This is a genomic window from Streptococcus vestibularis ATCC 49124, assembly GCF_000188295.1.
GTDB classification, from domain to species: domain Bacteria; phylum Bacillota; class Bacilli; order Lactobacillales; family Streptococcaceae; genus Streptococcus; species Streptococcus vestibularis.
Genome location: NZ_GL831112.1, coordinates 38,296 through 60,570 on the forward strand (window position 1 = coordinate 38,296; position 22,275 = coordinate 60,570).

Annotated in this window: 21 protein-coding genes and 3 pseudogenes; 17 read left to right on the plus strand and 7 right to left on the minus strand. The window is 37.7% G+C overall.

The annotated features are described in order from the left end of the window. From HMPREF9425_RS00185 to rpsD, 9 genes and pseudogenes are all read left to right on the plus strand, one after another. Positions 1-413 (plus strand): annotated as a pseudogene (locus HMPREF9425_RS00185) (hypothetical protein); the annotation flags it as partial. 144 nt (positions 414-557) lie between these two features. After that, a complete protein-coding gene (gene mnmA / locus HMPREF9425_RS00190; protein WP_003095241.1) occupies positions 558-1,679 on the plus strand; it encodes a tRNA 2-thiouridine(34) synthase MnmA in 1,122 nt (373 codons plus the stop codon). Between the two features lie 19 nt (positions 1,680-1,698). Beyond that, positions 1,699-1,767, plus strand: a pseudogene (locus HMPREF9425_RS10550) (MarC family protein); the annotation flags it as partial. 208 nt (positions 1,768-1,975) lie between these two features. Then, positions 1,976-3,877 (plus strand): tRNA uridine-5-carboxymethylaminomethyl(34) synthesis enzyme MnmG, encoded by a 1,902-nt coding sequence (mnmG, locus tag HMPREF9425_RS00195; RefSeq protein WP_003095761.1) that lies wholly within the window; start codon positions 1,976-1,978, stop codon positions 3,875-3,877. A gap of 73 nt (positions 3,878-3,950) precedes the next feature. After that, a complete protein-coding gene (locus tag HMPREF9425_RS00200; RefSeq protein WP_003095763.1) occupies positions 3,951-5,915 on the plus strand; it encodes a DHH family phosphoesterase in 1,965 nt (654 codons plus the stop codon). A 1-nt stretch (position 5,916) separates the two neighbouring features. Continuing rightward, positions 5,917-6,375 (plus strand): 50S ribosomal protein L9, encoded by a 459-nt coding sequence (gene rplI, locus HMPREF9425_RS00205; RefSeq protein ID WP_003095765.1) that lies wholly within the window; start codon positions 5,917-5,919, stop codon positions 6,373-6,375. A 43-nt stretch (positions 6,376-6,418) separates the two neighbouring features. After that, positions 6,419-7,780, plus strand: a complete 1,362-nt coding sequence (gene dnaB / locus HMPREF9425_RS00210) for a replicative DNA helicase (protein WP_003095767.1) — start codon at positions 6,419-6,421, stop codon at positions 7,778-7,780. A 23-nt stretch (positions 7,781-7,803) separates the two neighbouring features. Next, entirely contained in the window at positions 7,804-8,106 is a 303-nt protein-coding gene (locus HMPREF9425_RS00215) for a Veg family protein (protein WP_002885699.1), read from the plus strand. A 197-nt stretch (positions 8,107-8,303) separates the two neighbouring features. After that, positions 8,304-8,915, plus strand: a complete 612-nt coding sequence (rpsD, locus tag HMPREF9425_RS00220) for a 30S ribosomal protein S4 (protein WP_002885833.1) — start codon at positions 8,304-8,306, stop codon at positions 8,913-8,915. A gap of 186 nt (positions 8,916-9,101) precedes the next feature. Here the strand turns inward: rpsD and HMPREF9425_RS00225 are convergent, their stop codons facing one another. Then, positions 9,102-9,290, minus strand: coding sequence for a hypothetical protein (locus tag HMPREF9425_RS00225; RefSeq protein ID WP_037621228.1), 189 nt, complete (start codon positions 9,288-9,290; stop codon positions 9,102-9,104). 115 nt (positions 9,291-9,405) lie between these two features. On the opposite strand from HMPREF9425_RS00225, the gene HMPREF9425_RS00230 reads away from it, so the two are divergent. Beyond that, positions 9,406-9,768, plus strand: a complete 363-nt coding sequence (locus tag HMPREF9425_RS00230; protein ID WP_003095271.1) for a DUF1304 domain-containing protein — start codon at positions 9,406-9,408, stop codon at positions 9,766-9,768. A 74-nt stretch (positions 9,769-9,842) separates the two neighbouring features. Here the strand turns inward: HMPREF9425_RS00230 and HMPREF9425_RS00235 are convergent, their stop codons facing one another. After that, entirely contained in the window at positions 9,843-10,382 is a 540-nt protein-coding gene (locus HMPREF9425_RS00235) for a TetR/AcrR family transcriptional regulator (protein WP_003095287.1), read from the minus strand. 127 nt (positions 10,383-10,509) lie between these two features. On the opposite strand from HMPREF9425_RS00235, the gene HMPREF9425_RS00240 reads away from it, so the two are divergent. Beyond that, positions 10,510-12,879, plus strand: coding sequence for a YhgE/Pip domain-containing protein (locus tag HMPREF9425_RS00240; protein WP_003095772.1), 2,370 nt, complete (start codon positions 10,510-10,512; stop codon positions 12,877-12,879). 37 nt (positions 12,880-12,916) lie between these two features. Here HMPREF9425_RS00240 and HMPREF9425_RS00245 read toward each other — a convergent pair. From HMPREF9425_RS00245 to HMPREF9425_RS00255, 3 genes and pseudogenes are all read right to left on the minus strand, one after another. After that, a pseudogene (locus tag HMPREF9425_RS00245) lies at positions 12,917-13,761 on the minus strand (DUF4097 family beta strand repeat-containing protein). After that, positions 13,758-14,342, minus strand: coding sequence for a DUF1700 domain-containing protein (locus tag HMPREF9425_RS00250; RefSeq protein WP_003095778.1), 585 nt, complete (start codon positions 14,340-14,342; stop codon positions 13,758-13,760). Before HMPREF9425_RS00250 ends, HMPREF9425_RS00245 begins: the two are co-directional and overlap by 4 nt. Continuing rightward, positions 14,329-14,655, minus strand: coding sequence for a PadR family transcriptional regulator (locus HMPREF9425_RS00255; RefSeq protein ID WP_003095780.1), 327 nt, complete (start codon positions 14,653-14,655; stop codon positions 14,329-14,331). The genes HMPREF9425_RS00250 and HMPREF9425_RS00255 overlap by 14 nt, the downstream gene beginning before the upstream one ends. 162 nt (positions 14,656-14,817) lie before the next feature. On the opposite strand from HMPREF9425_RS00255, the gene HMPREF9425_RS00260 reads away from it, so the two are divergent. Beyond that, positions 14,818-15,426 carry an NUDIX hydrolase gene (locus HMPREF9425_RS00260; RefSeq protein WP_003095782.1) on the plus strand — a complete coding sequence of 203 codons (609 nt, stop codon included), beginning with the start codon at positions 14,818-14,820 and terminating at the stop codon, positions 15,424-15,426. Positions 15,427-15,794: 368 nt separating this feature from the next. On the opposite strand, the gene rpmG is transcribed toward HMPREF9425_RS00260, so the two are convergent. Further along, entirely contained in the window at positions 15,795-15,944 is a 150-nt protein-coding gene (gene rpmG, locus HMPREF9425_RS00265) for a 50S ribosomal protein L33 (protein WP_002262412.1), read from the minus strand. 15 nt (positions 15,945-15,959) lie between these two features. Beyond that, positions 15,960-16,142: a 50S ribosomal protein L32 gene (gene rpmF, locus HMPREF9425_RS00270; protein ID WP_000290414.1), complete on the minus strand. Its 183-nt coding sequence runs from the start codon at positions 16,140-16,142 to the stop codon at positions 15,960-15,962. A gap of 229 nt (positions 16,143-16,371) precedes the next feature. Between rpmF and HMPREF9425_RS00275 the strand changes: the two genes are divergently transcribed. The 5 genes from HMPREF9425_RS00275 (at position 16,372) to HMPREF9425_RS00295 (ending at position 22,239) form a co-directional block, all read left to right on the plus strand. After that, on the plus strand, positions 16,372-17,484 hold the full coding sequence (locus HMPREF9425_RS00275; protein WP_003095791.1) for a vitamin B12 independent methionine synthase: 1,113 nt from the start codon (positions 16,372-16,374) through the stop codon (positions 17,482-17,484). A gap of 249 nt (positions 17,485-17,733) precedes the next feature. Beyond that, a complete protein-coding gene (hisS, locus tag HMPREF9425_RS00280; RefSeq protein ID WP_003095794.1) occupies positions 17,734-19,014 on the plus strand; it encodes a histidine--tRNA ligase in 1,281 nt (426 codons plus the stop codon). Between the two features lie 7 nt (positions 19,015-19,021). Continuing rightward, positions 19,022-19,444, plus strand: coding sequence for a hypothetical protein (locus HMPREF9425_RS00285; protein WP_003091963.1), 423 nt, complete (start codon positions 19,022-19,024; stop codon positions 19,442-19,444). Between the two features lie 109 nt (positions 19,445-19,553). Then, the gene (aspS, locus tag HMPREF9425_RS00290; RefSeq protein WP_003092089.1) at positions 19,554-21,305 is read left to right on the plus strand and encodes an aspartate--tRNA ligase; all 1,752 of its coding nucleotides are present in this window, start codon (positions 19,554-19,556) and stop codon (positions 21,303-21,305) included. Then, positions 21,298-22,239, plus strand: coding sequence for a YitT family protein (locus tag HMPREF9425_RS00295; protein ID WP_003095796.1), 942 nt, complete (start codon positions 21,298-21,300; stop codon positions 22,237-22,239). Before aspS ends, HMPREF9425_RS00295 begins: the two co-directional genes overlap by 8 nt. Positions 22,240-22,275 lie beyond the last annotated feature (36 nt).

Consider the following 22,275-nt stretch of genomic DNA (forward strand, 5'->3'; position numbering starts at 1 on the left):
AGTTGTCAAACCACACCAGATTACGTACCGATTTATGGGACAATAGGTGAGCAGAATACTTACGATCTTTATTATAAAAATATCGTTACGAATCAGAAGGCAAAGAAGATACTCGAAGATGGTTATCTTGTATTAACTTGGGAAGCTGCTGAAGGGGAGGGACTGAATCTACCGATAGTTGTTTATAAAGATTCTATCTTGACACTAAATGGTAAAGAACTAGACAAGGATGACTATAGTTTGTCAATGATTGGTACACCGACCGTTTCATCACAAAAAGGACAGAATAAAACGGTGTTAAGTTATCAGGAGCCAGGATGGCTATTTGTAGCGTTAGTGATTCCAATAATAGTTCTGGGAGTAATAGGTTTACAGTGGATTTACACAAAATAAGTATAAAAAAGGTTGCCTAGTGGTAACCTTTTTGCATTATTCTTTAATCATGATATAATTAAGCTTGCGTGCTTTTACGCTTCAAAATCGACCTTCAAATCGATATTTGAACAACTAGACCCTTCAAGTCTATGTTAATTTTTATTTGATGGGAGGAGTTATCTATGACTGATAATTCAAAAATACGTGTTGTTGTCGGTATGAGTGGTGGCGTTGATTCATCAGTAACAGCCTTACTTTTAAAAGAGCAAGGTTATGATGTAATCGGTGTTTTCATGAAAAACTGGGATGACACAGATGAATTTGGTGTGTGTACCGCAACTGAAGATTATAAAGATGTAGCAGCAGTAGCTGATCAGATTGGTATCCCCTATTACTCTGTCAACTTTGAAAAAGAGTACTGGGATCGTGTATTTGAGTATTTCTTAGCAGAGTACCGTGCAGGCCGTACCCCTAATCCAGACGTTATGTGTAATAAGGAAATCAAGTTTAAGGCATTCTTAGATTATGCGATGACATTGGGAGCAGATTATGTGGCTACAGGACATTACGCTCAAGTTGTTCGCGATGAAGACGGCATTGTCCATATGTTGCGTGGTGCAGATAATAACAAAGATCAAACCTACTTCCTTAGTCAACTTTCGCAAGAGCAGTTGCAGAAAACGATGTTTCCCTTAGGACATCTACAAAAGCCAGAAGTTCGTGAGATTGCTGAACGTGTAGGTCTTGCAACAGCCAAGAAAAAAGATTCGACAGGAATTTGTTTTATTGGTGAGAAAAACTTTAAAGAATTTCTTAGCCAATACTTGCCAGCTCAAAAAGGTCGTATGATGACTGTCGATGGTCGTGATATGGGGGAACATAACGGACTCATGTATTACACCATTGGTCAACGTGGAGGTATGGGTATTGGTGGTCAAAAAGGTGGCGATAATGCTCCTTGGTTTGTAGTAGGGAAAGATCTTTCTAAAAATATTCTTTACGTGGGTCAAGGTTTCCACCATGAGTCGTTGATGTCAACTTCACTTGACGCTTCAATGATTCACTTCACTCGAGATATGCCAGAAGAATTTGAAATGGAATGCACAGCAAAATTCCGTTATCGTCAACCTGATAGTAAAGTTACTGTAAAGGTTAAGGGTGACAAAGCAGAGGTTATTTTTGCTGAACCTCAGCGTGCTATTACACCTGGTCAAGCCGTTGTTTTCTATGATGGTCAGGAATGTTTGGGCGGCGGTATTATTGACCAAGCGTATAAAGACGGAAAAGTTTGTCAGTATATCTAACTGGAGTTAAGTAATAACGGTGAGTTCCCAATTTTTTTATGCATTTATGGCATTTTTCGCTATAATGAATCCAATTTCAAATCTTCCTATAGTGTGCAGACTCTAATCAAATAGTGATTGGAATTGACAAAACGATTTGATTTGATAAAATAATTTTAACAATAGTCATGATGGTCAAAGCTCATGGGAATTGTGCGTTTTTGCGTACAGTTTTCTAGAGTTTTGACTATTTTTGTAGGAAAAAAACAAAGAAAGGATGAGGCAGTTGACTGTAAATCACTGCAAAAATCTAAAAAATGTCTTACGAGTTTGATGAAAATTTTGATGTAATTGTTGTTGGTGCTGGTCACGCCGGTGTGGAAGCTAGCTTGGCTGCAGCCCGTATGGGATGTAAGGTTTTATTAGCGACTATTAACCTAGAGATGCTGGCTTTTATGCCATGTAACCCTTCTATCGGTGGATCGGCCAAGGGGATTGTTGTTCGTGAAATTGATGCTCTTGGTGGAGAGATGGGTAAAAACATCGACAAAACCTATATTCAAATGAAAATGTTGAATACTGGTAAAGGACCTGCAGTTCGAGCTTTGCGTGCTCAAGCAGACAAAGCCTTGTATGCCATGACAATGAAACATACAGTTGAGCGTCAGGAAAACTTGACTCTACGTCAATCAATGGTTGATGAAATACTTGTTGAAGATGGTAAGGTAGTCGGTGTCAGAACAGCCACAAATCAAAAATATGGAGCTAAAGCAGTTGTTGTAACAACAGGAACGGCTTTACGCGGTGAAATTATCCTAGGTGAGCTCAAATATTCTTCTGGACCAAATAATAGTCTTGCATCGGTTACTTTGGCTGATAATTTGAAGGAGCTTGGGCTTGAAATTGGTCGATTTAAAACAGGTACTCCTCCTCGTGTCAAGGCATCATCAATTAATTACGAAGAGACCGAGATTCAACCAGGCGACGAAAAACCAAATCATTTTTCATTCTTGTCGAAGGATGAAGACTATCTTCAGGACCAAATTCCTTGTTGGCTAACTTATACGAATCAAGAAAGCCACGATATTATCAATAACAATTTACACCGTGCACCGATGTTCTCAGGTATTGTCAAGGGAGTAGGTCCTCGTTACTGCCCATCAATCGAAGATAAAATTGTCCGCTTTGCAGATAAGAATCGCCATCAGCTTTTCCTTGAACCTGAAGGAAGAGAGACTGAAGAAGTCTATGTGCAAGGCCTGTCAACTAGTCTGCCAGAGGATGTTCAAAAAGAGTTGATTCACTCAATTAAAGGTCTCGAAAAGGCAGAGATGATGCGAACTGGTTATGCGATTGAATATGATATCGTGCTCCCTCATCAACTACGTGCAACACTTGAAACGAAGTTGATTTCAGGTCTCTTTACAGCAGGACAGACCAACGGAACTTCTGGATACGAGGAGGCAGCAGGTCAGGGGCTAGTTGCTGGTATCAATGCGGCTCTTAAAGTTCAAGGTAAACCTGAGCTTATTCTCAAACGTAGTGATGCCTATATTGGTGTAATGATTGACGATCTTGTTACAAAAGGAACTTTGGAGCCATATCGTTTATTGACATCACGCGCAGAGTATCGTCTCATATTACGTCATGATAATGCTGATATGCGCTTGACACCTATTGGTCGAGAAGTTGGTTTGGTTGACGATGAACGTTGGAGTATCTTTGAAATTAAGAAAAATCAGTTTGACAGCGAGTTGACACGTCTGTCAAAAGAAAAATTAAAGCCTATCAAAGAAACAAATGAAAAAATTCAAGCTCTAGGCTTTAAGCCTTTGACAGATGCCATGACAGCCAAAGAGTTTATGCGTCGACCTGAGATTGATTACGCTACAGCTACTCAGTTTGTCGGTCCAGCTGCAGAAGATTTGGATGCTAAGGTTATAGAGTTACTTGAAACTGAAATCAAGTACGAAGGTTATATCAATAAAGCTTTGGATCAAGTAGCCAAGATGAAGCGAATGGAAGAAAAAAAGATTCCGAAAAATATTGATTGGGATGCTATTGATTCTATTGCAACTGAGGCTCGTCAAAAATTTAAGAAAATAAATCCTGAAACTATTGGTCAAGCAAGCCGTATATCAGGGGTTAATCCAGCAGATATCTCTATTTTGATGGTTTACCTTGAAGGCAATAATAAGGCTCGACGTAAAGTGGAGTAACAGTCGTAACACTTGTAAAAGCCTTTTAATTAAGGCTTTTTTATGTTATAATTGTTAGATTAAGAGGTTTTATATGAAAAGATTTCACTTTGCAACTATTCACCTGGTAATGATAGGTCTAATTCTTTTTGGAATTGCTACCATTTTTGTTCGCGTATTACAATCGGAGTCTGCACTTATTTTTGCGCTTTTTATCATTATGGTAGTAGTTGTTACACTATTGCACTACCAAAAGACAACATATGAGTCCTTAGAAATAGAGCAATTAGATGAACTGAATCAGGATGTTGAAGATTCTTTGAAGACCCTTCTTGGAAAGATGCTTGTCGGAGTTATTACTTTTGACGAAAATGACCATATTGAATGGTTCAACCCCTATGCCAAGTTAGTGCTTTCAGATGAATATGGGAACTTCAATAAGCAGTTGATTGCAGACTTTATCTCCCAAAAACGAAAGGGGTCACCTTCGAATGTGATAACTGTTGGTGACAATAAATATGCTGCCTTTGTGGATTTTGACAATAAGCTGACATATTTTATTGACAATGTTTATGATCAAGATGAAAATGTTGATCCAAATATGACTCGACCTGTTATTGGGATTATTTCAGTTGATAACTACGACGATGTGACAGGAAGTTTGCCAGATGCGGATGTTTCAAAAATCAATACATTTGTAGCAGGATTTATTTCTGAGTTTGCTAAGTCTAAGCATATTCATTATCGACGTATTGAAGGGGATCGTTTTTACTTCTTTACCAATTACAGTGTTTTGACAGAATTTATGGATCAAAAGTTTTCTGTCTTGGACGACTTCCGTCAACAGGCACAAGAACGTGGTTTACCACTGACTTTGAGTATGGGAATATCCTTTGGGACGCTTAAGCATGATCAAATCGGGCAAGTTGCTTTGCAGAACCTTAATATTGCACTTGTTCGAGGCGGGGATCAAGCTGTTGTTAAGGAAAATGACGATCACAAGGAACTTCTTTATTTTGGAGGAGGCTCTGTCTCAACAGTTAAGCGTTCTCGTACAAGAACAAGGGCTATGATGACTGCAATCTCAGATAAGTTAAAAACAGTCGAAAAAGTATTTGTTGTTGGTCACAAGAATCTTGATATGGACGCCTTAGGGGCTACTGTTGGTATGGCCCATTTTGCTAGTCAGATTGTTAGAAAGAGCTATGCTGTTTATGATGATATGGCTATGAATGCGGATATTGAGCGTGCGGTCGAACGTTTGAAAGAAGATGGGCAGTCACCACTTATTACACTCTCAGAAGCTGAAGAACTAGTTAATCAACACTCATTGCTAATTATGGTTGACCATTCAAAAATCCATCTAACCCTATCTCAGGATTTTTATGATCGATTTAATGAAGTTATTGTCGTAGACCATCACCGTCGAGATGATGACTTCCCTGAAAATGCGGTTTTGACCTTTATTGAAAGTGGAGCAAGCTCTGCTTGTGAATTAGTTACGGAGTTGTTACAATTCCAAGGGGCTCCAGAACGTTTGAGTAAAATCCAAGCTTCTATCCTTATGGCGGGTATAATGCTAGATACCAAGAATTTCTCTACGCGTGTTACTAGTCGAACATTTGATGTTGCCTCTTACCTTCGTGGTTTAGGAAGTGACAGCGGAGAAATTCAAACGATTTCTGCTACTGATTTTGACGAATATCGGCGTATTAATGAGTTAATTCTTGCAGGCGAACGAATTACTGATGATATAATCGTTGCTACAGGAGATAACTATAAGTGTTATAATAATGTTGTGATTTCTAAGGCAGCAGATACTATGCTTGCAATGGCTGGAATCGAAGCAACCTTTGTTGTTGCTCGAACAAGTAATTCTACTGTAAACATATCTTCTCGAAGCCATAATGCGATTAATGTACAACGCATTATGGAAAAATTAGGTGGAGGAGGACATTTCAACCTAGCTGCCTGCCAGTTACGAGACTGTAGTGTTGCTCAAGCGCAAAATAAATTAATTGAAACTATTATGGGAGAGTTGGCTCCCAAGGGGGATTAAAATGAAAGTTATTTTCTTACAAGACGTTAAGGGTAAAGGAAAAAAAGGTGAAATTAAAGAAGTACCATCAGGTTATGCTCAAAACTTCTTGATTAAAAAGAATCTTGCTAAAGAAGCAACAAACCAAGCTATCGGGGAGTTGAAAGGAAAACAAAAATCAGAAGAAAAGCATGCTGCAGAGTTGTTAGCTGAAGCAAGACGTGTTAAAGAACAGCTTGAGAAAGAAGAAAATCGTCTTCAATTTACTGAGAAGGTTGGACCAGATGGTCGTACATTTGGTTCAATTACAGCTAAAAAGATTGCGGAAGGACTTCAGAAACAGTTTGGAATCAAGATTGATAAACGTCATATTGAACTTGAACATCCTATTCGAGCGATTGGTTTGATAGAGGTTCCTGTAAAGCTTCATAAAGAAGTGAATGCACAAATTAAGATTAACATCAAAAATAGTGCTGAGTAATTTATTGACACTATAAGTAAATCTTGTAAAGGAGGGAATAATTGTGTCAGAGGCTCAAGAATTACGAGTGCAACCTCATGATTTAGTAGCGGAACAGTCTGTTTTGGGGGCTATTTTCATTAACCCGGAAAAGTTAATTACAGTTCGAGAGTTTATCGAAGCAGATGACTTTTACAAGTATTCCCATCGTGTCATTTTTAAAGCAATGGTAACGCTGTCGGATCGAAATGATGCCATTGATGCCACGACAGTACGTACTATTCTAGATGACCAAGATGACCTCCAAAACATAGGGGGTATTTCTTATCTTGTAGATTTGGTCAATAGTGTTCCAACATCCGCAAATGCTGAGTACTATGCTAAGATTGTGGCTGAGAAAGCCATGCTTCGCCGTATTATAAATAGGTTGACAGAGACTGTAAACCAAGCATATGAGGGGGCAACTGAATCTGATGAAATTATTGCAAATGCTGAGAAAGCCTTAGTTGATGTTTCAGAGCATAGCAATCGTAGTGGTTTCCGTAAAATATCTGAAGTTCTTGATGTCAATTTTAATACTTTGGAGATGCGTTCACAGCAAACATCAGATGTTACTGGGTTACCAACAGGTTTCCGTGATCTTGACAAGATTACAACAGGTTTACACCCTGATCAATTAATTATTTTAGCAGCTCGTCCCGCAGTTGGTAAAACAGCCTTTGTGTTGAACATTGCTCAGAATGTTGGCACCAAGCAAAATAAATCTGTTGCAGTCTTTTCACTAGAGATGGGTGCAGAAAGCTTGGTTGATCGTATGTTGGCAGCTGAAGGGATGATTGATTCCCATGCTTTACGTACAGGTCAATTGACAGAGCAAGATTGGAATAATGTGATGATTGCTCAAGGGGCATTGGCTGAGGCACCTATTTATATAGATGATACCCCTGGTATAAAGATTACTGAGATTCGTGCACGGTCCCGTAAATTGTCACAAGAAGTAGAAGGTGGTCTCGGTCTCATTGTGATTGACTATTTACAGTTGATTACAGGGACGCGACCAGAAAATCGCCAACAAGAGGTTTCAGATATTTCAAGGCAGTTAAAAATCCTAGCCAAGGAGCTCAAAGTTCCTGTAATTGCCTTGAGTCAGTTGTCTCGTGGGGTTGAACAACGTCAGGATAAACGTCCAGTCTTATCTGATATTCGTGAGTCAGGATCTATCGAGCAGGATGCCGATATTGTAGCCTTCTTATATCGTGATGATTACTACCGAAAAGAGGGTGAAGAACCAGAGAATGCGATTGAAGATAATACAATCGAAGTTATCCTAGAAAAAAACCGTGCTGGTGCGCGTGGAACAGTCAAGTTACTATTCCAAAAAGAATACAATAAATTTTCATCGATTGCTCAGTTTGAGGAATCATAATTTTCAGATTTAAGGAGATATATATGAGTGATGCATTTGCAGATGTTGCTAAGATGAAAAACATCAAGGAAGCTATTAAGTCACATGAAGGTCAGCTAGTAGAATTGACCTTAGAGAATGGACGTAAACGTGAAAAGAATAAAATTGGTCGATTGACAGAGGTTTACCCATCATTGTTTATTGTTGAATATCAAGACTTCAGTTCTCAAGCAGGAGCTATTAATAATAGTTATGTTGAATCTTACACTTATTCAGATATTTTGACTGAGAAGACTCTCATTCGTTATTTGAGTCCTGAGGAACAAGCTGAAATCGAAAATAAATAAGAAAAAGCCTTTACTTGGGCTTTTTTTCGTGGTAAAATGTTAAAGTATGAGAAATAATAGCAGGATAAAATGAAGCTCGTCAACAGGAAGTCGGCTAGAAAAGTAACCTTTGCTGTTTGGGCGAAGTCTTTCTGAACGAATCAGGTTTATCTAAAACGTTATTTCCTAAAAATATTTTTTATAGGAGGACATTATTAATGTCACGTTATACAGGTCCATCATGGAAACAATCACGTCGCCTTGGTTTCTCACTTACAGGCACAGGTAAAGAATTGGCACGTCGTAACTACGTACCAGGTCAACACGGTCCAAACAACCGTTCAAAACTTTCAGAGTACGGTTTGCAATTGGCTGAGAAACAAAAACTTCGTTTCTCATACGGTTTGGGTGAAAAACAATTCCGTAACTTGTTCGTACAAGCTACTAAAGTTAAAGGTGGAACACTTGGTTTCAACTTTATGGTTCTTTTGGAACGTCGTCTTGACAACGTTGTTTACCGTCTCGGCCTTGCAACTACTCGTCGTCAAGCACGTCAATTCGTAAACCACGGTCATATCCTTGTTGACGGTAAACGTGTTGATATCCCATCATACCGTGTTGAAGTTGGTCAAGTAATCTCAGTTCGTGAAAAATCAGCTAAAGTTCCTGCTATCCTTGAAGCAGTAGAAGCTACTATCGGACGTCCAGCATTTGTATCATTCGATGCTGAAAAACTTGAAGGTTCATTGACACGTCTTCCAGAACGTGATGAAATCAACCCAGAAATCAACGAAGCACTTGTCGTTGAATTCTATAACAAAATGCTTTAATTTTAAAATTCATTTTGCAAAAAGCCCGTTGTTATGGGCTTTTTTGTTTATCTTAAATCATTGATTTTTAGGTTTGTTCAGTTATTTGTTTAGTTACAAGTTTGTCTTCTAATATAAAAAAGTCCCTAGTCTAGTACAAGTGACTGGGGATTCGTAATATGATGATAGATGATTTTGAGGTATAAATTATTTATTATCCAATCCGCCTTCAAAATCTGCTGAAACGTTTGAAACGTAGTTAGTGAAGTAGCTTTCAAAATCTTTTTTTAGTTGGTCGTACTCCTCTTCGGAGTAATCTTTATCCTCTATATAAGCCTGAAATCTAGGAATTCCCAAATCTTTTTGGAGACGTTGGCTTACTTCTGTCTTTGTCATAAGAACCTCTCTTTCATTCTTTATTTTACCACATTTCAAATTGTATGAAGCATACATGTTGTTTTTAAGGTTCACTTTTGATATACTGTCGAAGTTATTTAAGAAGGAGGCTACTATGTCTATTATTACACTAATTTTAGCTGGGATTGTTGCTTTGGAGCATCTCTATATCATGTATTTGGAAACTTTTGCGACACATTCAGACACGACTAGTCGTGTTTTCAATATGAGTAAAGAAGAACTTCAACGTGATTCTGTTACAAACTTATTTAAAAATCAAGGGATTTACAATGGTTTGATTGCTGTATTCCTCTTGTATGGGATTTTCACAAGTAGTCAGCTACTTGTAACTGTTTTTGTACTCAATGTTTTCTTTGCTGCTATTTATGGTGCTATAACTGCCAATAAGAAAATTATTTTAACGCAAGGCGGACCCGCAATTTTAACCTTGCTTTCACTTATTATTCCCTTATTTTAAGGATTTTATTGTAAAAGAAAAAAGCTGCTTTAACTATTGAAATGGTTAACAGCTTTTTATGATTTTGAAGTTATTTATTGTGGAATAAAGCGTAGAAGAAAGTCTGTCATTTCTTGAGGTGATTCTTTTTTCCCTTTATTTATCCAGGCTTGACAAGCACCAAAAATAGCATGCGCAAAATAAATACTGGCATAATCCTTCTCGAATCCTTTGAGAGCTCTTTTTTCAGCAGTAGGGTCAATAAAATCTTCAGCTATCATACGCTGAAGTTTATGTATCAGAAAATCTTGAATTTCTTTTGAACCATTTGTAGACAATAGAGCTGATAGGAGCTTTTCACGAGTGAGAAATTCAAAGATTTCGAGAAAGGCCCCTTCTTTCTTTCCTTCATATTTATCAAATATATACTCTAGTTTATGGAAAAGCTCTTTCTGATAACTATCAATCATTTCATACTTATCTTTGTAGTGGGTATAAAAACTTGAACGGCTAATCCCAGCTGTTTGAACCAGACGAATGGTAGTAATATCATTGAAATCTTGGTCTTTAAGGCATATTACCAAAGCATCTAAAAGAGCTTTTTTAGTCTGTGAACGTCTTTGATCTTTTGTCATGTATTTCTCCTTTTACACACTTTTAGACAATATGTCCAAAAGAAGTTTTTAAATATTGATTTTAAAATTAATGAGTTTATAATTGATTATATCATAAAAATAAACACGATGTCTAAGAAGGAGAATTATGTTAGCAGAATTAAAGGCTCTTCTAAAAAGTCCAAAGCTATGGATAACCATTATTGGTGTTTCATTGATACCCGCTTTGTATAATCTAATCTTTTTATCTTCTATGTGGGATCCTTACGGTAATGTGAAAAATCTGCCAGTGGCAGTGGTGAACAAAGATAAGAGCGCTAGTTTTCAAGATAAGACTCTTAATATTGGTCACGATATGGTTGACAATATGTCTAAAAATAAAAATTTAGACTATCATTTTGTAACTGAAAATGAAGCACAAAAAGGAATAGAAGACGGTGATTACTATATGGTAATCACTTTTCCAGAAAATCTCTCAAGTAACGCAGCAAGTCTTCTGACAAATGATCCCAAGAAACTTGAAATCTCTTATCAGACAACAGCAGGTCATAGCTTCGTTTCTTCAAAAATGAGCGATTCTGCCATGTCTAAGTTAAAGGATACCGTTTCTAAAAATATTACGTCAACTTATGTTGGAGCAGTGTTTAAGAGTATGTCTCAACTTCAAGGTGGTATGGGAACTGCAGCGAATGGGGCCAGTCAATTATATGCAGGTGCAGGAGCACTTCAATCTGGAAGTCAGACCTTGTCAAATGGTCTAGGGACTCTTGCTGGCTCTACTCAAACATTGGCTACAGGTGTTGATACCTTGAGTTCAGGCGCGTCTGCCTATACTTCAGGTGTGTCAACTTTGTCAGGCGCTTTGTCACAGTTAAACGCGAACTCTGAGGCCGTTAATTCTGCTGCAGGTCAATTTGTATCAGGAGCAGAGGCCATGAATACCTTAGTTACAGGTGCAGATTCGTTGTCAACAGCGCTCAGTCAAATGGCTACAGCAACAAGTTTATCCGAAGAACAGCAAGCACAGTTGTCAACCTTGTCAACTAATTTAACTGATTTAAATACAGCAATTCAAAATCTTAATACAGCGGTAAGTAACACATCATTACCAAGTGGAACATCAACAACATCAGTAGATACAAGTTCAATAGCGACTTATCTTTCAAATATTTCTTCTGCAGCTAGCTCTATAGCTACAGCTAGTGCAACTGATAAAGCAAATGATTTGGCTGCGGTACAAGGAACAGCTGCTTATCAAAGCTTGACGGCAGATCAACAAGCAGAGATTACATCGGCAATTAGTAATGCAGGATCTACAGCTAGTAGCTATGCTTCAACTATTGCATCAGATGTGTCAAGTATGTCAACGGCCTTATCTAGCTTGACAGGTACGACAACAACTAGTAGCGGAGATTCAAGTAGTTTAGCTTCTCTACAAACATCTATTTCAGGTATTGCAAGTTCGGCGAATGCTCTTCTTCCTGTAGCTTCATCAACGGTATCATCAATGCAAGCTAATATTGCTAATGTCAATTCGGTACTTGTCAATCAATTATCACCAGGAGCAATTCAAGTGGCTTCAGGTGTGTCAACCGCTCAAAGTACTCTAGCAACAGGTGCAAGCGCACTTTCAACTGGTTTGTCAACTTATACTGGTGCTGTTTCAACAATTGCCAGTGGCGCTCAAACTCTAGATGCTAACAGTAGTAGTTTAATGACCGGTTTTTCTACTCTTCAAAGTGGTACAAGTGCTCTCAATACAGGTGCCCAACAATTAGCAACTGGAGGGAACACTTTAACAAATGGCTTGACAAGTCTGTCAACTAACCTTTCTACATTATCTAATTCATTAAACAAGGCTAATCAGCAACTCTCTCTTGTTTCTGTAAACTCAGACAATGCAAAAATGGTGAGTGCTCCGCTCAAAGAGAAGAAAACTGATAAGGATAAGGTTGACACTAATGGTGTGGGAATGGCTCCATATATGATTTCTGTTTCTCTTATGGTTGTCGCTCTTTCAACTAATGTTATCTTTGCTAAGAGCTTGACAGGAAGAAAATTTACGAGCCGTTTTGATTGGGCTAAAAATAAGTTACTTATCAATGGTATTATTACAACTATGGCTGCTATTGCGCTTTATATTGCCATTCGATTTGTGGGAGTTGAACCAAATCATCCATTAGCTACATTTGGTATGATTCTCCTTGTAGCATGGACTTTAATGGCGCTGGTTACAGCCCTTGTAGGTTGGGATGATAGATATGGCGCATTTGCTTCCATGATTCTGCTGCTTTTGCAACTAGGGGCTAGTGCAGGGACTTATCCAATTGAACTTAGTCCTAAGTTCTTTAAGATCATCCAACCATTCTTACCAATGTCCTACTCCGTATCAGGTCTTCGTCAAACTATTTCAATGACAGGACAGATCTCAGATCAAGTACGTATGTTATTCATTTTCTTACTTATTTTTGTAGTTGTAGGTATTATTATTTATAGACCAAAGTATGAAAATGAATAAACTAAAAGCCAGCTCTAATGTGAGCTGGCTTTTTATGTTATTCAACAGTTATATCACCGAGGTCTGAGGTAATGGTAAGTGTATTATCCTTTGAAATTTTAAGGTTATTTGTAATGTCAACCTCTCCTGAGTGACTATCGGCTTGAACATTGAGCATGTAATCTTTAAGAGCTATTTCAATATCACCGGTTGTAACATCAAGTTTATTGTGACCATTGAAAATCAGGTTATCTCCAGAGTAATCTCCCATTGCAATAGATAAATCTGAGTTAGTAAAGAGGGTGTTATCGCTATCAACACTACCAACATCAAGGTTAGCTTTTAGTTGGCTGACAATCATTTTAGTAAAAGTTAGGTCCCCTACATTTAGATTAATGTCTGCTTGTTTGATGGTGCTATTACTTAAATCTAGATTTCCAGTTGCTAAATCAACCTTTAAAAAATCAATCGTTTGTTTTTTAGGGAGTGTAATGACAATGGTTTTATTTCTGACTTCCTCGTTGAGAGTAGAAAGCCTTACTAAATCTTTTAATCCGAAAAAGTTAATATGTTTGTTAGAAGTTGAATCTAATTCAGAGTTGTTATCATTGATAGTCAATTGACCATCCTTTACAGATGTGTCAATTGGATTTTTGTTTTTTGGTAGTAAGAAAGCGTTGCTTTGTCAACGTCACCATTTTTTATAAGCACATTGTAGCTACTACTTTTAATATCAATTTTACTGAAGTCATCAACTTCTTTCTTGACATAATCTTGCTCACTTTTAGTTTGATTTTGTAAATCTATTAAGCCACCTTGGCTATAACCCCAAGCTACTAATCCTCCTCCTAAAAATAGAGAGGTAAGAGACACTCCGAGGACAATCTTTTTCCAAGTTTTCATGATTTTCTTCCTTTCTTGATGAGCCATTTAATCAATAGGGTAATTAGCTTTACAATAAGTTTACAGATTTCAAATGAAATCAAAAGTAGTAAGAGTGCTCCTCCAAACATTAATAGACCTAGCCCTATTCCAAACAGTGTTGAAGCTAGTGAAACATTTAAGAGAGAGAAGCTTGTAAAGAAAGTGTAAACACCACTAATGAGTAAGGCAAAAGTAAGAGCTAAGGCAGTCACTATAACTGCAAAAATAATCAAAAGAAGTGTCAATAGCATAGCTAGGAAGAATAGTAGAATTGGTAAGGCGACTGGACTGGCTAAAACAGCTAGGATCGCAATCCAAAGGATAGTTGTTTTATTACGTAAGCTGCTCTTGTCCTCAACAATCTTTTCGTCTAGAAGACGACTAATGACTTCATATGCGGCTTCCTTAGGTGTACCTAATTCTGCAATAACCTGAGCTTCATTTTCAGGCCCGGTCTCTTCAAAATATTCCATGAAATACTCGAGAGCCTCTTCGTAGTCCTTTTGTGGTAATTTTCGTAGATATTTTGTTAATTTGGCTATATATTTAGTCCTTGTCATGTCTTAATCTCCCTTCAACAATACCATCCATAGTTTCTTTGTAGGTTAACCATTCTTCATTAAGAAATTGAAGTTGATTTTTTCCCTCTTGGGTAATACTGTAATATTTACGTTTACGCCCTTGATACGCTTGGCTATAGGTGGTCATATAGCCTGCTTTCTCAAGCTTTTTGAGAATAGGATAAAGTGTTGACTCCTTGATATTAGTCGCAAGCTTTATGGTTTGACTAATCTCATAGCCATAAGAGTCTTCTCTATCGATAATAGCTAGTATTAGGAACTCTATCAGGATTGACGATGTTGGAAAATACATAGTGTGCTCCTTTGCTTTTAGGATATGTATAAAAATTATATATAATTATTTTACACATTGAGTGTATCTCTTTTAGAAAGATATGTCAATATTTTATATATAAAAATTTTATATAATAGGGCTATTTTCTTTTTTATGATAATATGAAGTCAAGGAGTTCTTATGACTATTAAAGATAAACTAGCTCATTACGAGCCGAAGCCGCTAGGGGAGAAAAGACGCTATGCGGTGCTTTTACCCCTAATATATGATGTAAAAACTGATAAGTATCAAATTCTTTACCAAGTACGAAGTGAGCATATTTCTCAACCAGGTGAGGTCTCTTTTCCTGGTGGCCGTGTCGAAGATGGTGAGACTTTTCAAGAAGCTGCTATACGAGAAACATGTGAGGAACTAAACTTAATTCCTGACCAAATAGATATTTGGGGAGAGATTGATTATCTGATTCATCAGGGGAGAACCATCCATTGCTTTGTTGGAAAGATAAATATAGAAAATTGGGAGCATATTTATCCAAATGAAGAGGTGAAACGGTTGTTTACAGTTTGTGTTGACACATTGTTGACAGAAGGTCCGATTTATTACAAAGTCACTTCTACCTTGAGTGATGCGAAAGGTTTCCCATTTTTCTTGGTAAAAAACAGAGAAAGATACAATTTTGGGTACAGTGAACGTCATATTCCTTTTTACAGGAACTTGACAGAGAATATATGGGGAATGACAGCTATGTTTACACATAGATTTACAGATATTTTAAAAGGTTTAGAGTAAAAATAAAAGATCAACGGTAATATGTTGATCTTTTTACTATTAGTTTGTTTGTTTACTAGGTGTAAAAAAAGTAAAATCTATTTCTGAAATAGGGTATCGGGTAGGTCTTTAAGGCTTAATGTATGGGTAGTTAGAGTATTACTAACATTGTTTTCAAAATAAATATCGAGTTTTTTATCTAGGTTGTAAAACTTTATATTGAACAATGACTTTTTCGCTTTATTGTATATTCTCTGCGATAGGAAGGGAGGAGTAAGATATTAATAGAGCCTATTATGTTTTTGTGCTCTTTTGACTAGAACTAATAACTGTTATATTTGGTAATAAAAAAGCCATGAAAATAAGATTTTCATGGCTTCTTTATTCAATTATTTAACCTCAGTAAAGATTACGTGTTTACGCAATTTTGGTGAGTATTTCTTCAATTGAAGACGGTCTGGAGTGTTACGTTTGTTTTTTGAAGTAAGGTACAAGCGTTCACCAGATTCTTTGTGTTCAAGTGTAATATTTACGCGCATGGTATCTCCCTTCTATTATTTAGCTTCGTTAGCTTTAGCGATTTTACGTCCTTTGTAGTATCCTTTAAGTGATACACGGTGAGAACGTGAGTAATCTCCAGTTGTTTCGTCAAATTGTACTGATGGAGCAGTCAATTTGTAGTGTGTACGACGTTTGTTTTTCTTCGCTTTTGAAGTGTGACGTGCAGGTACTGCCATTTCTTTATTTCCTCCGAATTAATATTTATGTTCTTGATTTTAAATCAACTATAACAGAATAACATATCTTTTTTGTAAAGTAAAGTTACTTGACAAAAACTTTTCATCAATAGATATAGTTAAAAGTTATAGATTTTGATAGCAATTACATATTTCACAGCTATAAGGGTAAGTGCTAGAATAGGCTTATTATAACGTTAAGTGAAAGAATAAAAAGGAGTAAATAACTATGAGTAAAGTACATTATCATTTTGATCATGTTGGTTCTTACCTTCGTCCACAGGCTCTAAAAGAAGCACGTGAAAAATTTGCTAATGGTGAGATTTCGCAAGAAGAATTACTGAAAGTGCAAGATGAATTGGTTAAGGAATTGGTTCACCATGAGGTAGAAAATGGTCTTCAAGTAGTTTCTGATGGTGAATTTGGTCGTTCTTGGTGGCACCTTGATTTCCTATGGAATTTAACTGGTTTTGAAGCTTACCAACAAGAAGATTCATATAAATTCCATGGTGCTAAGACACGTACAACCAACGTTCGTATCAACGGTAAAATTGTCGAAAATTCTAATCATCCCTTCTATCGCGACTTTGAATATCTTAAATCAGTGACTCCTGAAGGAATCACTCCAAAAGTTACTATTCCAAGCCCATCACTCATCATTAACCGTGACCACCGTAGTGATCTCTATGCAGATTACTATGATTCATGGACTGATTTCCTTGATGATTTGGCTAAAGCTTACCATGATACCATCCAACATTTCTACGATTTAGGTGCACGTTATGTGCAATTGGATGATACAACTTGGGGTTATTTGATTCAACAGTTTGAGAATGAAAAAAATAATCCTGAGAAAACAGCTGAGTTGGCAAAAATTGCTGAGGATGATGTGTACACTATCAATAAAGCTTTGAAAGGTCTTCCAGAAGATTTGACTTTGGCTACTCACATTTGTCGTGGGAACTTTAAGTCTACGTACCTTTTTGAAGGTGGCTATGATTCAGTAGCTAAGTATCTTGGTCAATTGAACTATGATATTTTCTTCTTGGAATATGATGATGCGCGTTCAGGTAGCTTCGCACCACTTCCAACGATTTGGAATAACCGTGATCATGTTGAATTGGTACTTGGTGTGATTACTTCTAAGGATCCTAACTTGGAAAATGTAGATGCTGTCATTGATCGTATCTATGCAGCGGCTGAACTTGTACCACTTAAGAACCTTGGGATTTCAACTCAATGTGGTTTTGCCTCAACTGAAGAAGGTAACATCTTGACTGAGCAAGACGAGTGGAATAAATTGCAATTGATTAAAGCTATTACTGATAAGGTTTGGTCATAATAGAGAAAGTTCAGGGAACAGGCTCAGCTTGTTCTCTCTTTTTATGAATATAGAAAAGAAGTGTCATGAACTATAAAGAGGCAGGACAGAAGATTAATCATTGTGGCAGGCAAAGAGGTCTGTTTTTTTCTTACGTTGAAAAATCCTCCACCATTTCCCAAAAGCTGTATAAATTATGATAGAATAGAGTGATTATATCTGTAATAACGGAAAAGGAGGGCAGGTCTATTTGAGGCCTGTATCATCATTATGAAACTTCAAAAACCTAAGGGAACGCAGGATATTTTACCTGCGGATAGTGCTAAATGGCAGTACGTGGAAAATGTTGCACGTGAAACATTTAAGAAATACAATTATGGTGAAATTCGTACACCTATGTTTGAACATTACGAGGTCATTTCACGTTCAGTAGGTGATACAACTGACATCGTTACTAAGGAAATGTATGATTTTCATGATAAGGGAGACCGTCATATTACACTTCGTCCAGAAGGGACAGCACCAGTTGTACGCTCTTATGTAGAAAACAAACTCTTTGCGCCAGAGGTTCAAAAACCTGTTAAAGTTTATTATATTGGGTCAATGTTCCGTTATGAACGTCCTCAAGCAGGACGCTTGCGCGAGTTCCACCAACTAGGTGTAGAGTGCTTTGGATCAAAAAATCCAGCAACAGATGTTGAAACCATTGCTATGACTTACCAACTCTTTAATACGCTTGGCATCAAGGATGTTACTCTTCATTTGAATAGCCTTGGAAATACTGAGAGTCGTCTGGCTTATCGTCAGGCCTTAATTGACTACTTGACACCAATGCGTGAAAGTTTGTCAAAAGATAGTCAACGTCGTTTGGATGAAAATCCTTTGCGAGTGCTCGATTCAAAAGAAAAAGAAGATAAGGTTGCAGTTGAAAATGCTCCATCTATCCTTGATTATTTAGATGAAGAAAGTCAAGCGTATTTTGACGAAGTACGTACTATGCTCGATAGTCTTAACATTCCTTACGTGATTGATACTAATATGGTACGTGGTCTTGATTACTATAACCACACGATTTTTGAATTTGTTACCACTATTGATAAGTCTGAATTGACAATATGTGCAGGCGGTCGTTACGATAGTTTGGTTGAATACTTCGGTGGTCCAGAAACAGCTGGTTTTGGTTTTGGACTTGGTTTAGAACGCTTGCTTTTGGTTCTTGATAAACAAGGTATTGAGCTTCCGGTGGAAGAAAGTCTGGATGTGTACATTGCAGTACTTGGTTCAGGTGCCAATGGCAAAGCTCTTGAGTTAGTTCAAGCTATCCGCTATCAAGGATTTAAGGCTGAACGTGATTACCTTGGACGTAAGATTAAGGCGCAATTTAAGTCAGCAGATACCTTCAAGGCCAAGACGGTTATCACATTGGGTGAGAGTGAAGTGGAGTCAGGTCAGGTCAATGTCAAAAATAATGCTACTCGTGAGGAAGTTACTGTAAGTTTCGAAGAGCTAACTAAAAACTTTGCAGCAGTCCTCAAGCAGTTAGAAAAGTAGGAGGCATATGGTTAGTATAGTTGATATGCTCAAACGGAGTGAAAAGTTCAGTTTGGCTTTTGATCGTAGTATGCCCATTCGTTTCCAACAACAGTTTTGGCAGTTGATCGCCTTTCTTGATAAACATGACATTACTTGGTTCAATGATGAGACTGCAAGTGATCATGCGATGTGCCAGCAATTACTTGGTCAAGTTTGGCATCAAGATTGTCAAGATGTGGTCTTGAGTTTTGAAACTCAGGAACGTTATTTGGGGTGGCAGGTAGACGAGGAAACTGATGAACTTAGTGTTATCATTGAAGATGTTTACGGATTCCGTTGGAATAGTTTACTTGACTTAGAAACAGCCGATTATCGTTTTGAAGATTTTGAAGAGTTTGCTGAAGATTACGTAGATACTAGTGATTTGTTGAAACAATTTGGCAAATAGTTTTATAAAAAAGAAAGTCTATTAAAATTCTAACCTGAAATGGGTGGGGTTTTGATGGGCTTTTTGCTATAATAGTTAAGACTAAAAAATTAACGAAAGAAGTGTATTTATGGAACGTTCTATGTATGCCGGACGTGTTCGTAGTGAACACATTGGAACTACTATTACTTTGAAAGGTTGGGTATCTCGCCGTCGTAATCTCGGAGGTTTGATTTTTATCGATCTTCGTGACCGTGAAGGTTTGATGCAGTTGGTTGTTAACCCTGAAAATGCGGATGCTAATGTTGTTGAAACAGCTGAGAGCTTGCGTAGTGAATTTGTTATTGAAGTAACAGGAACTGTTGAAGCGCGTGAACAAGCTAATGCTAATTTGCCTACAGGTGCTGTCGAACTTAAAGTTGAAGACCTTAAAGTCCTTAATACTGCCAAAACAACACCATTTGAAATCAAAGATGGTGTTGAGGCTAGTGATGATACACGTATGCGTTACCGCTACTTGGATCTGCGTCGTCCAGAGATGTTGGAAAACTTTAAGCTCCGTGCAAAGGTAACCCACGCCATCCGTAATTATCTTGATGACTTGGAATTTATCGATGTTGAAACACCAATGTTGACAAAATCTACACCAGAAGGTGCTCGTGATTACTTGGTTCCAAGCCGAGTTAACCAAGGTCACTTTTATGCTCTTCCTCAAAGTCCTCAAATCACTAAGCAATTATTGATGAATGCTGGTTTTGACCGTTACTATCAAATTGTTAAGTGTTTCCGTGATGAAGATTTGCGTGGAGACCGTCAACCTGAGTTTACACAAGTTGACTTGGAAACGTCATTCCTTAATGAGCAAGAAATCCAAGATATTACAGAAGGCTTGATTGCTAAGGTTATGAAAGAAACTAAAGGAATTGAAGTTACACTACCATTCCCACGAATGTCTTATGATGATGCCATGAATAACTATGGTTCTGACAAGCCAGATACACGCTTTGACATGCTTTTACAAGACTTGACAGAGGTTGTCAAGGGTGTAGACTTCAAAGTGTTTGCTGAGGCGCCAGCTGTTAAGGCGATTGTTGCCAAAGGAAATGCAGACAAATACTCACGTAAAAGTATTGACAAGTTGACAGAGTTTGCCAAACAATTTGGCGCTAAGGGTCTTGCTTGGGTTAAGATGACTGACGGTGCTCTAGCAGGTCCAGTTGCTAAATTCTTGACAAGTATTGAAGATAAGTTGACAGATACTTTACACCTTGAAGAGAATGATCTAGTTCTTTTTGTAGCAGATACACATGAAATCGCTAACAACACACTAGGTGCTTTGCGTAATCAAATTGCTAAAGAACTTGACATGATTGACAACACTAAATTCAACTTCCTTTGGGTTGTTGATTGGCCAATGTTTGAGTGGTCTGAAGAAGAAGGACGCTATATGTCTGCTCACCACCCATTTACTTTGCCAACAGAAGATTCTGCAGCAGAGCTTGAAGGGGATCTTTCCAAGGTACGTGCTGTAGCTTATGATATTGTCTTGAATGGTTATGAGCTTGGTGGGGGTAGTCTACGTATCAATCATAAAGACCTACAGGAACGTATGTTGAAAGCCCTTGGTTTCTCTGAAGAATCAGCCTATGAGCAATTTGGATTCCTTCTTGAAGCTATGGACTATGGTTTCCCACCACATGGTGGTTTGGCTATCGGTCTCGACCGCTTCGTCATGCTTCTTGCAGGTAAAGATAATATCCGTGAAGTGATTGCCTTCCCTAAAAATAATAAGGCATCAGATCCTATGACTCAGGCTCCAAGTCTTGTGGCTGATAAACAGTTGGAAGAACTTGCCCTTCATGTAGATTTAGAAAATGAATAAAGCACCTCTTCATAAACATGTTAAATTTGTAGCGAAAAAATCTGCGAAGAAAATGGGCATTTTGCAGGCTGCACGTAGTATTTCCCGTGAAAAATATACTGAAAAAGTCTCAGCTTCTTTACTTTACGGGCTCTTATCGTCAATCGCCGTTAATTTCTTTTTTCAACCTGGACATGTTTACTCCAGTGGAGCAACAGGTTTGGCACAGGTTTTATCGGCATTGAGTGTTAGAGCTTTGGGGTTTGAGATACCAGTATCATTGACTTTCTATGCGATTAATATTCCACTTTTGATTTTAGCTTGGTATAAGATTGGTCACAAATTTACCATCTTTACCTTCATTACGGTAACAATGAGCTCCCTTTTTATTCAGGCGATGCCACATGTAACCTTGACAGAGGATCCTTTGATCAATGCTATCTTTGGTGGTTTGGTCATGGGAACAGGGATTGGTTTCGGTTTAAAATCTCGTATCTCTAGCGGAGGGACGGATATCGTTAGCCTCACTATTCGTAAGAAAACAGGCCGTGATGTTGGTAACATCTCCTTGATTGTCAATGGGATTATCATGGTTTTTGCGGGCATTCTTTTTGGTTGGAAATACGCTCTCTATTCAATGGTTACGATTTTTGTTTCTAGTCGAGTAACGGATGCTATTTTCACTAAACAAAAGAAAATGCAGGCTATGATTGTTACAAGTAATCCAGATCCAGTTGTACGAATGATCCAGAAGAAACTCCACCGTGGAGTAACGTTGATTAATGATGCGGAAGGAACATATAATCACGAAAAGAAAGCCGTATTATTGGCGATTATTACGCGTGAAGAGTATACTGACTTCAAGCATTATATGAGAAAAGCAGACCCTAAAGCCTTTGTCTCCATTGCAGAAAATGTACATATTCTAGGTCGTTTTGTTGATTTAGATGACTAACAAAAAAAGAAAGTTGACGAACGTTAGCTTCTTTTT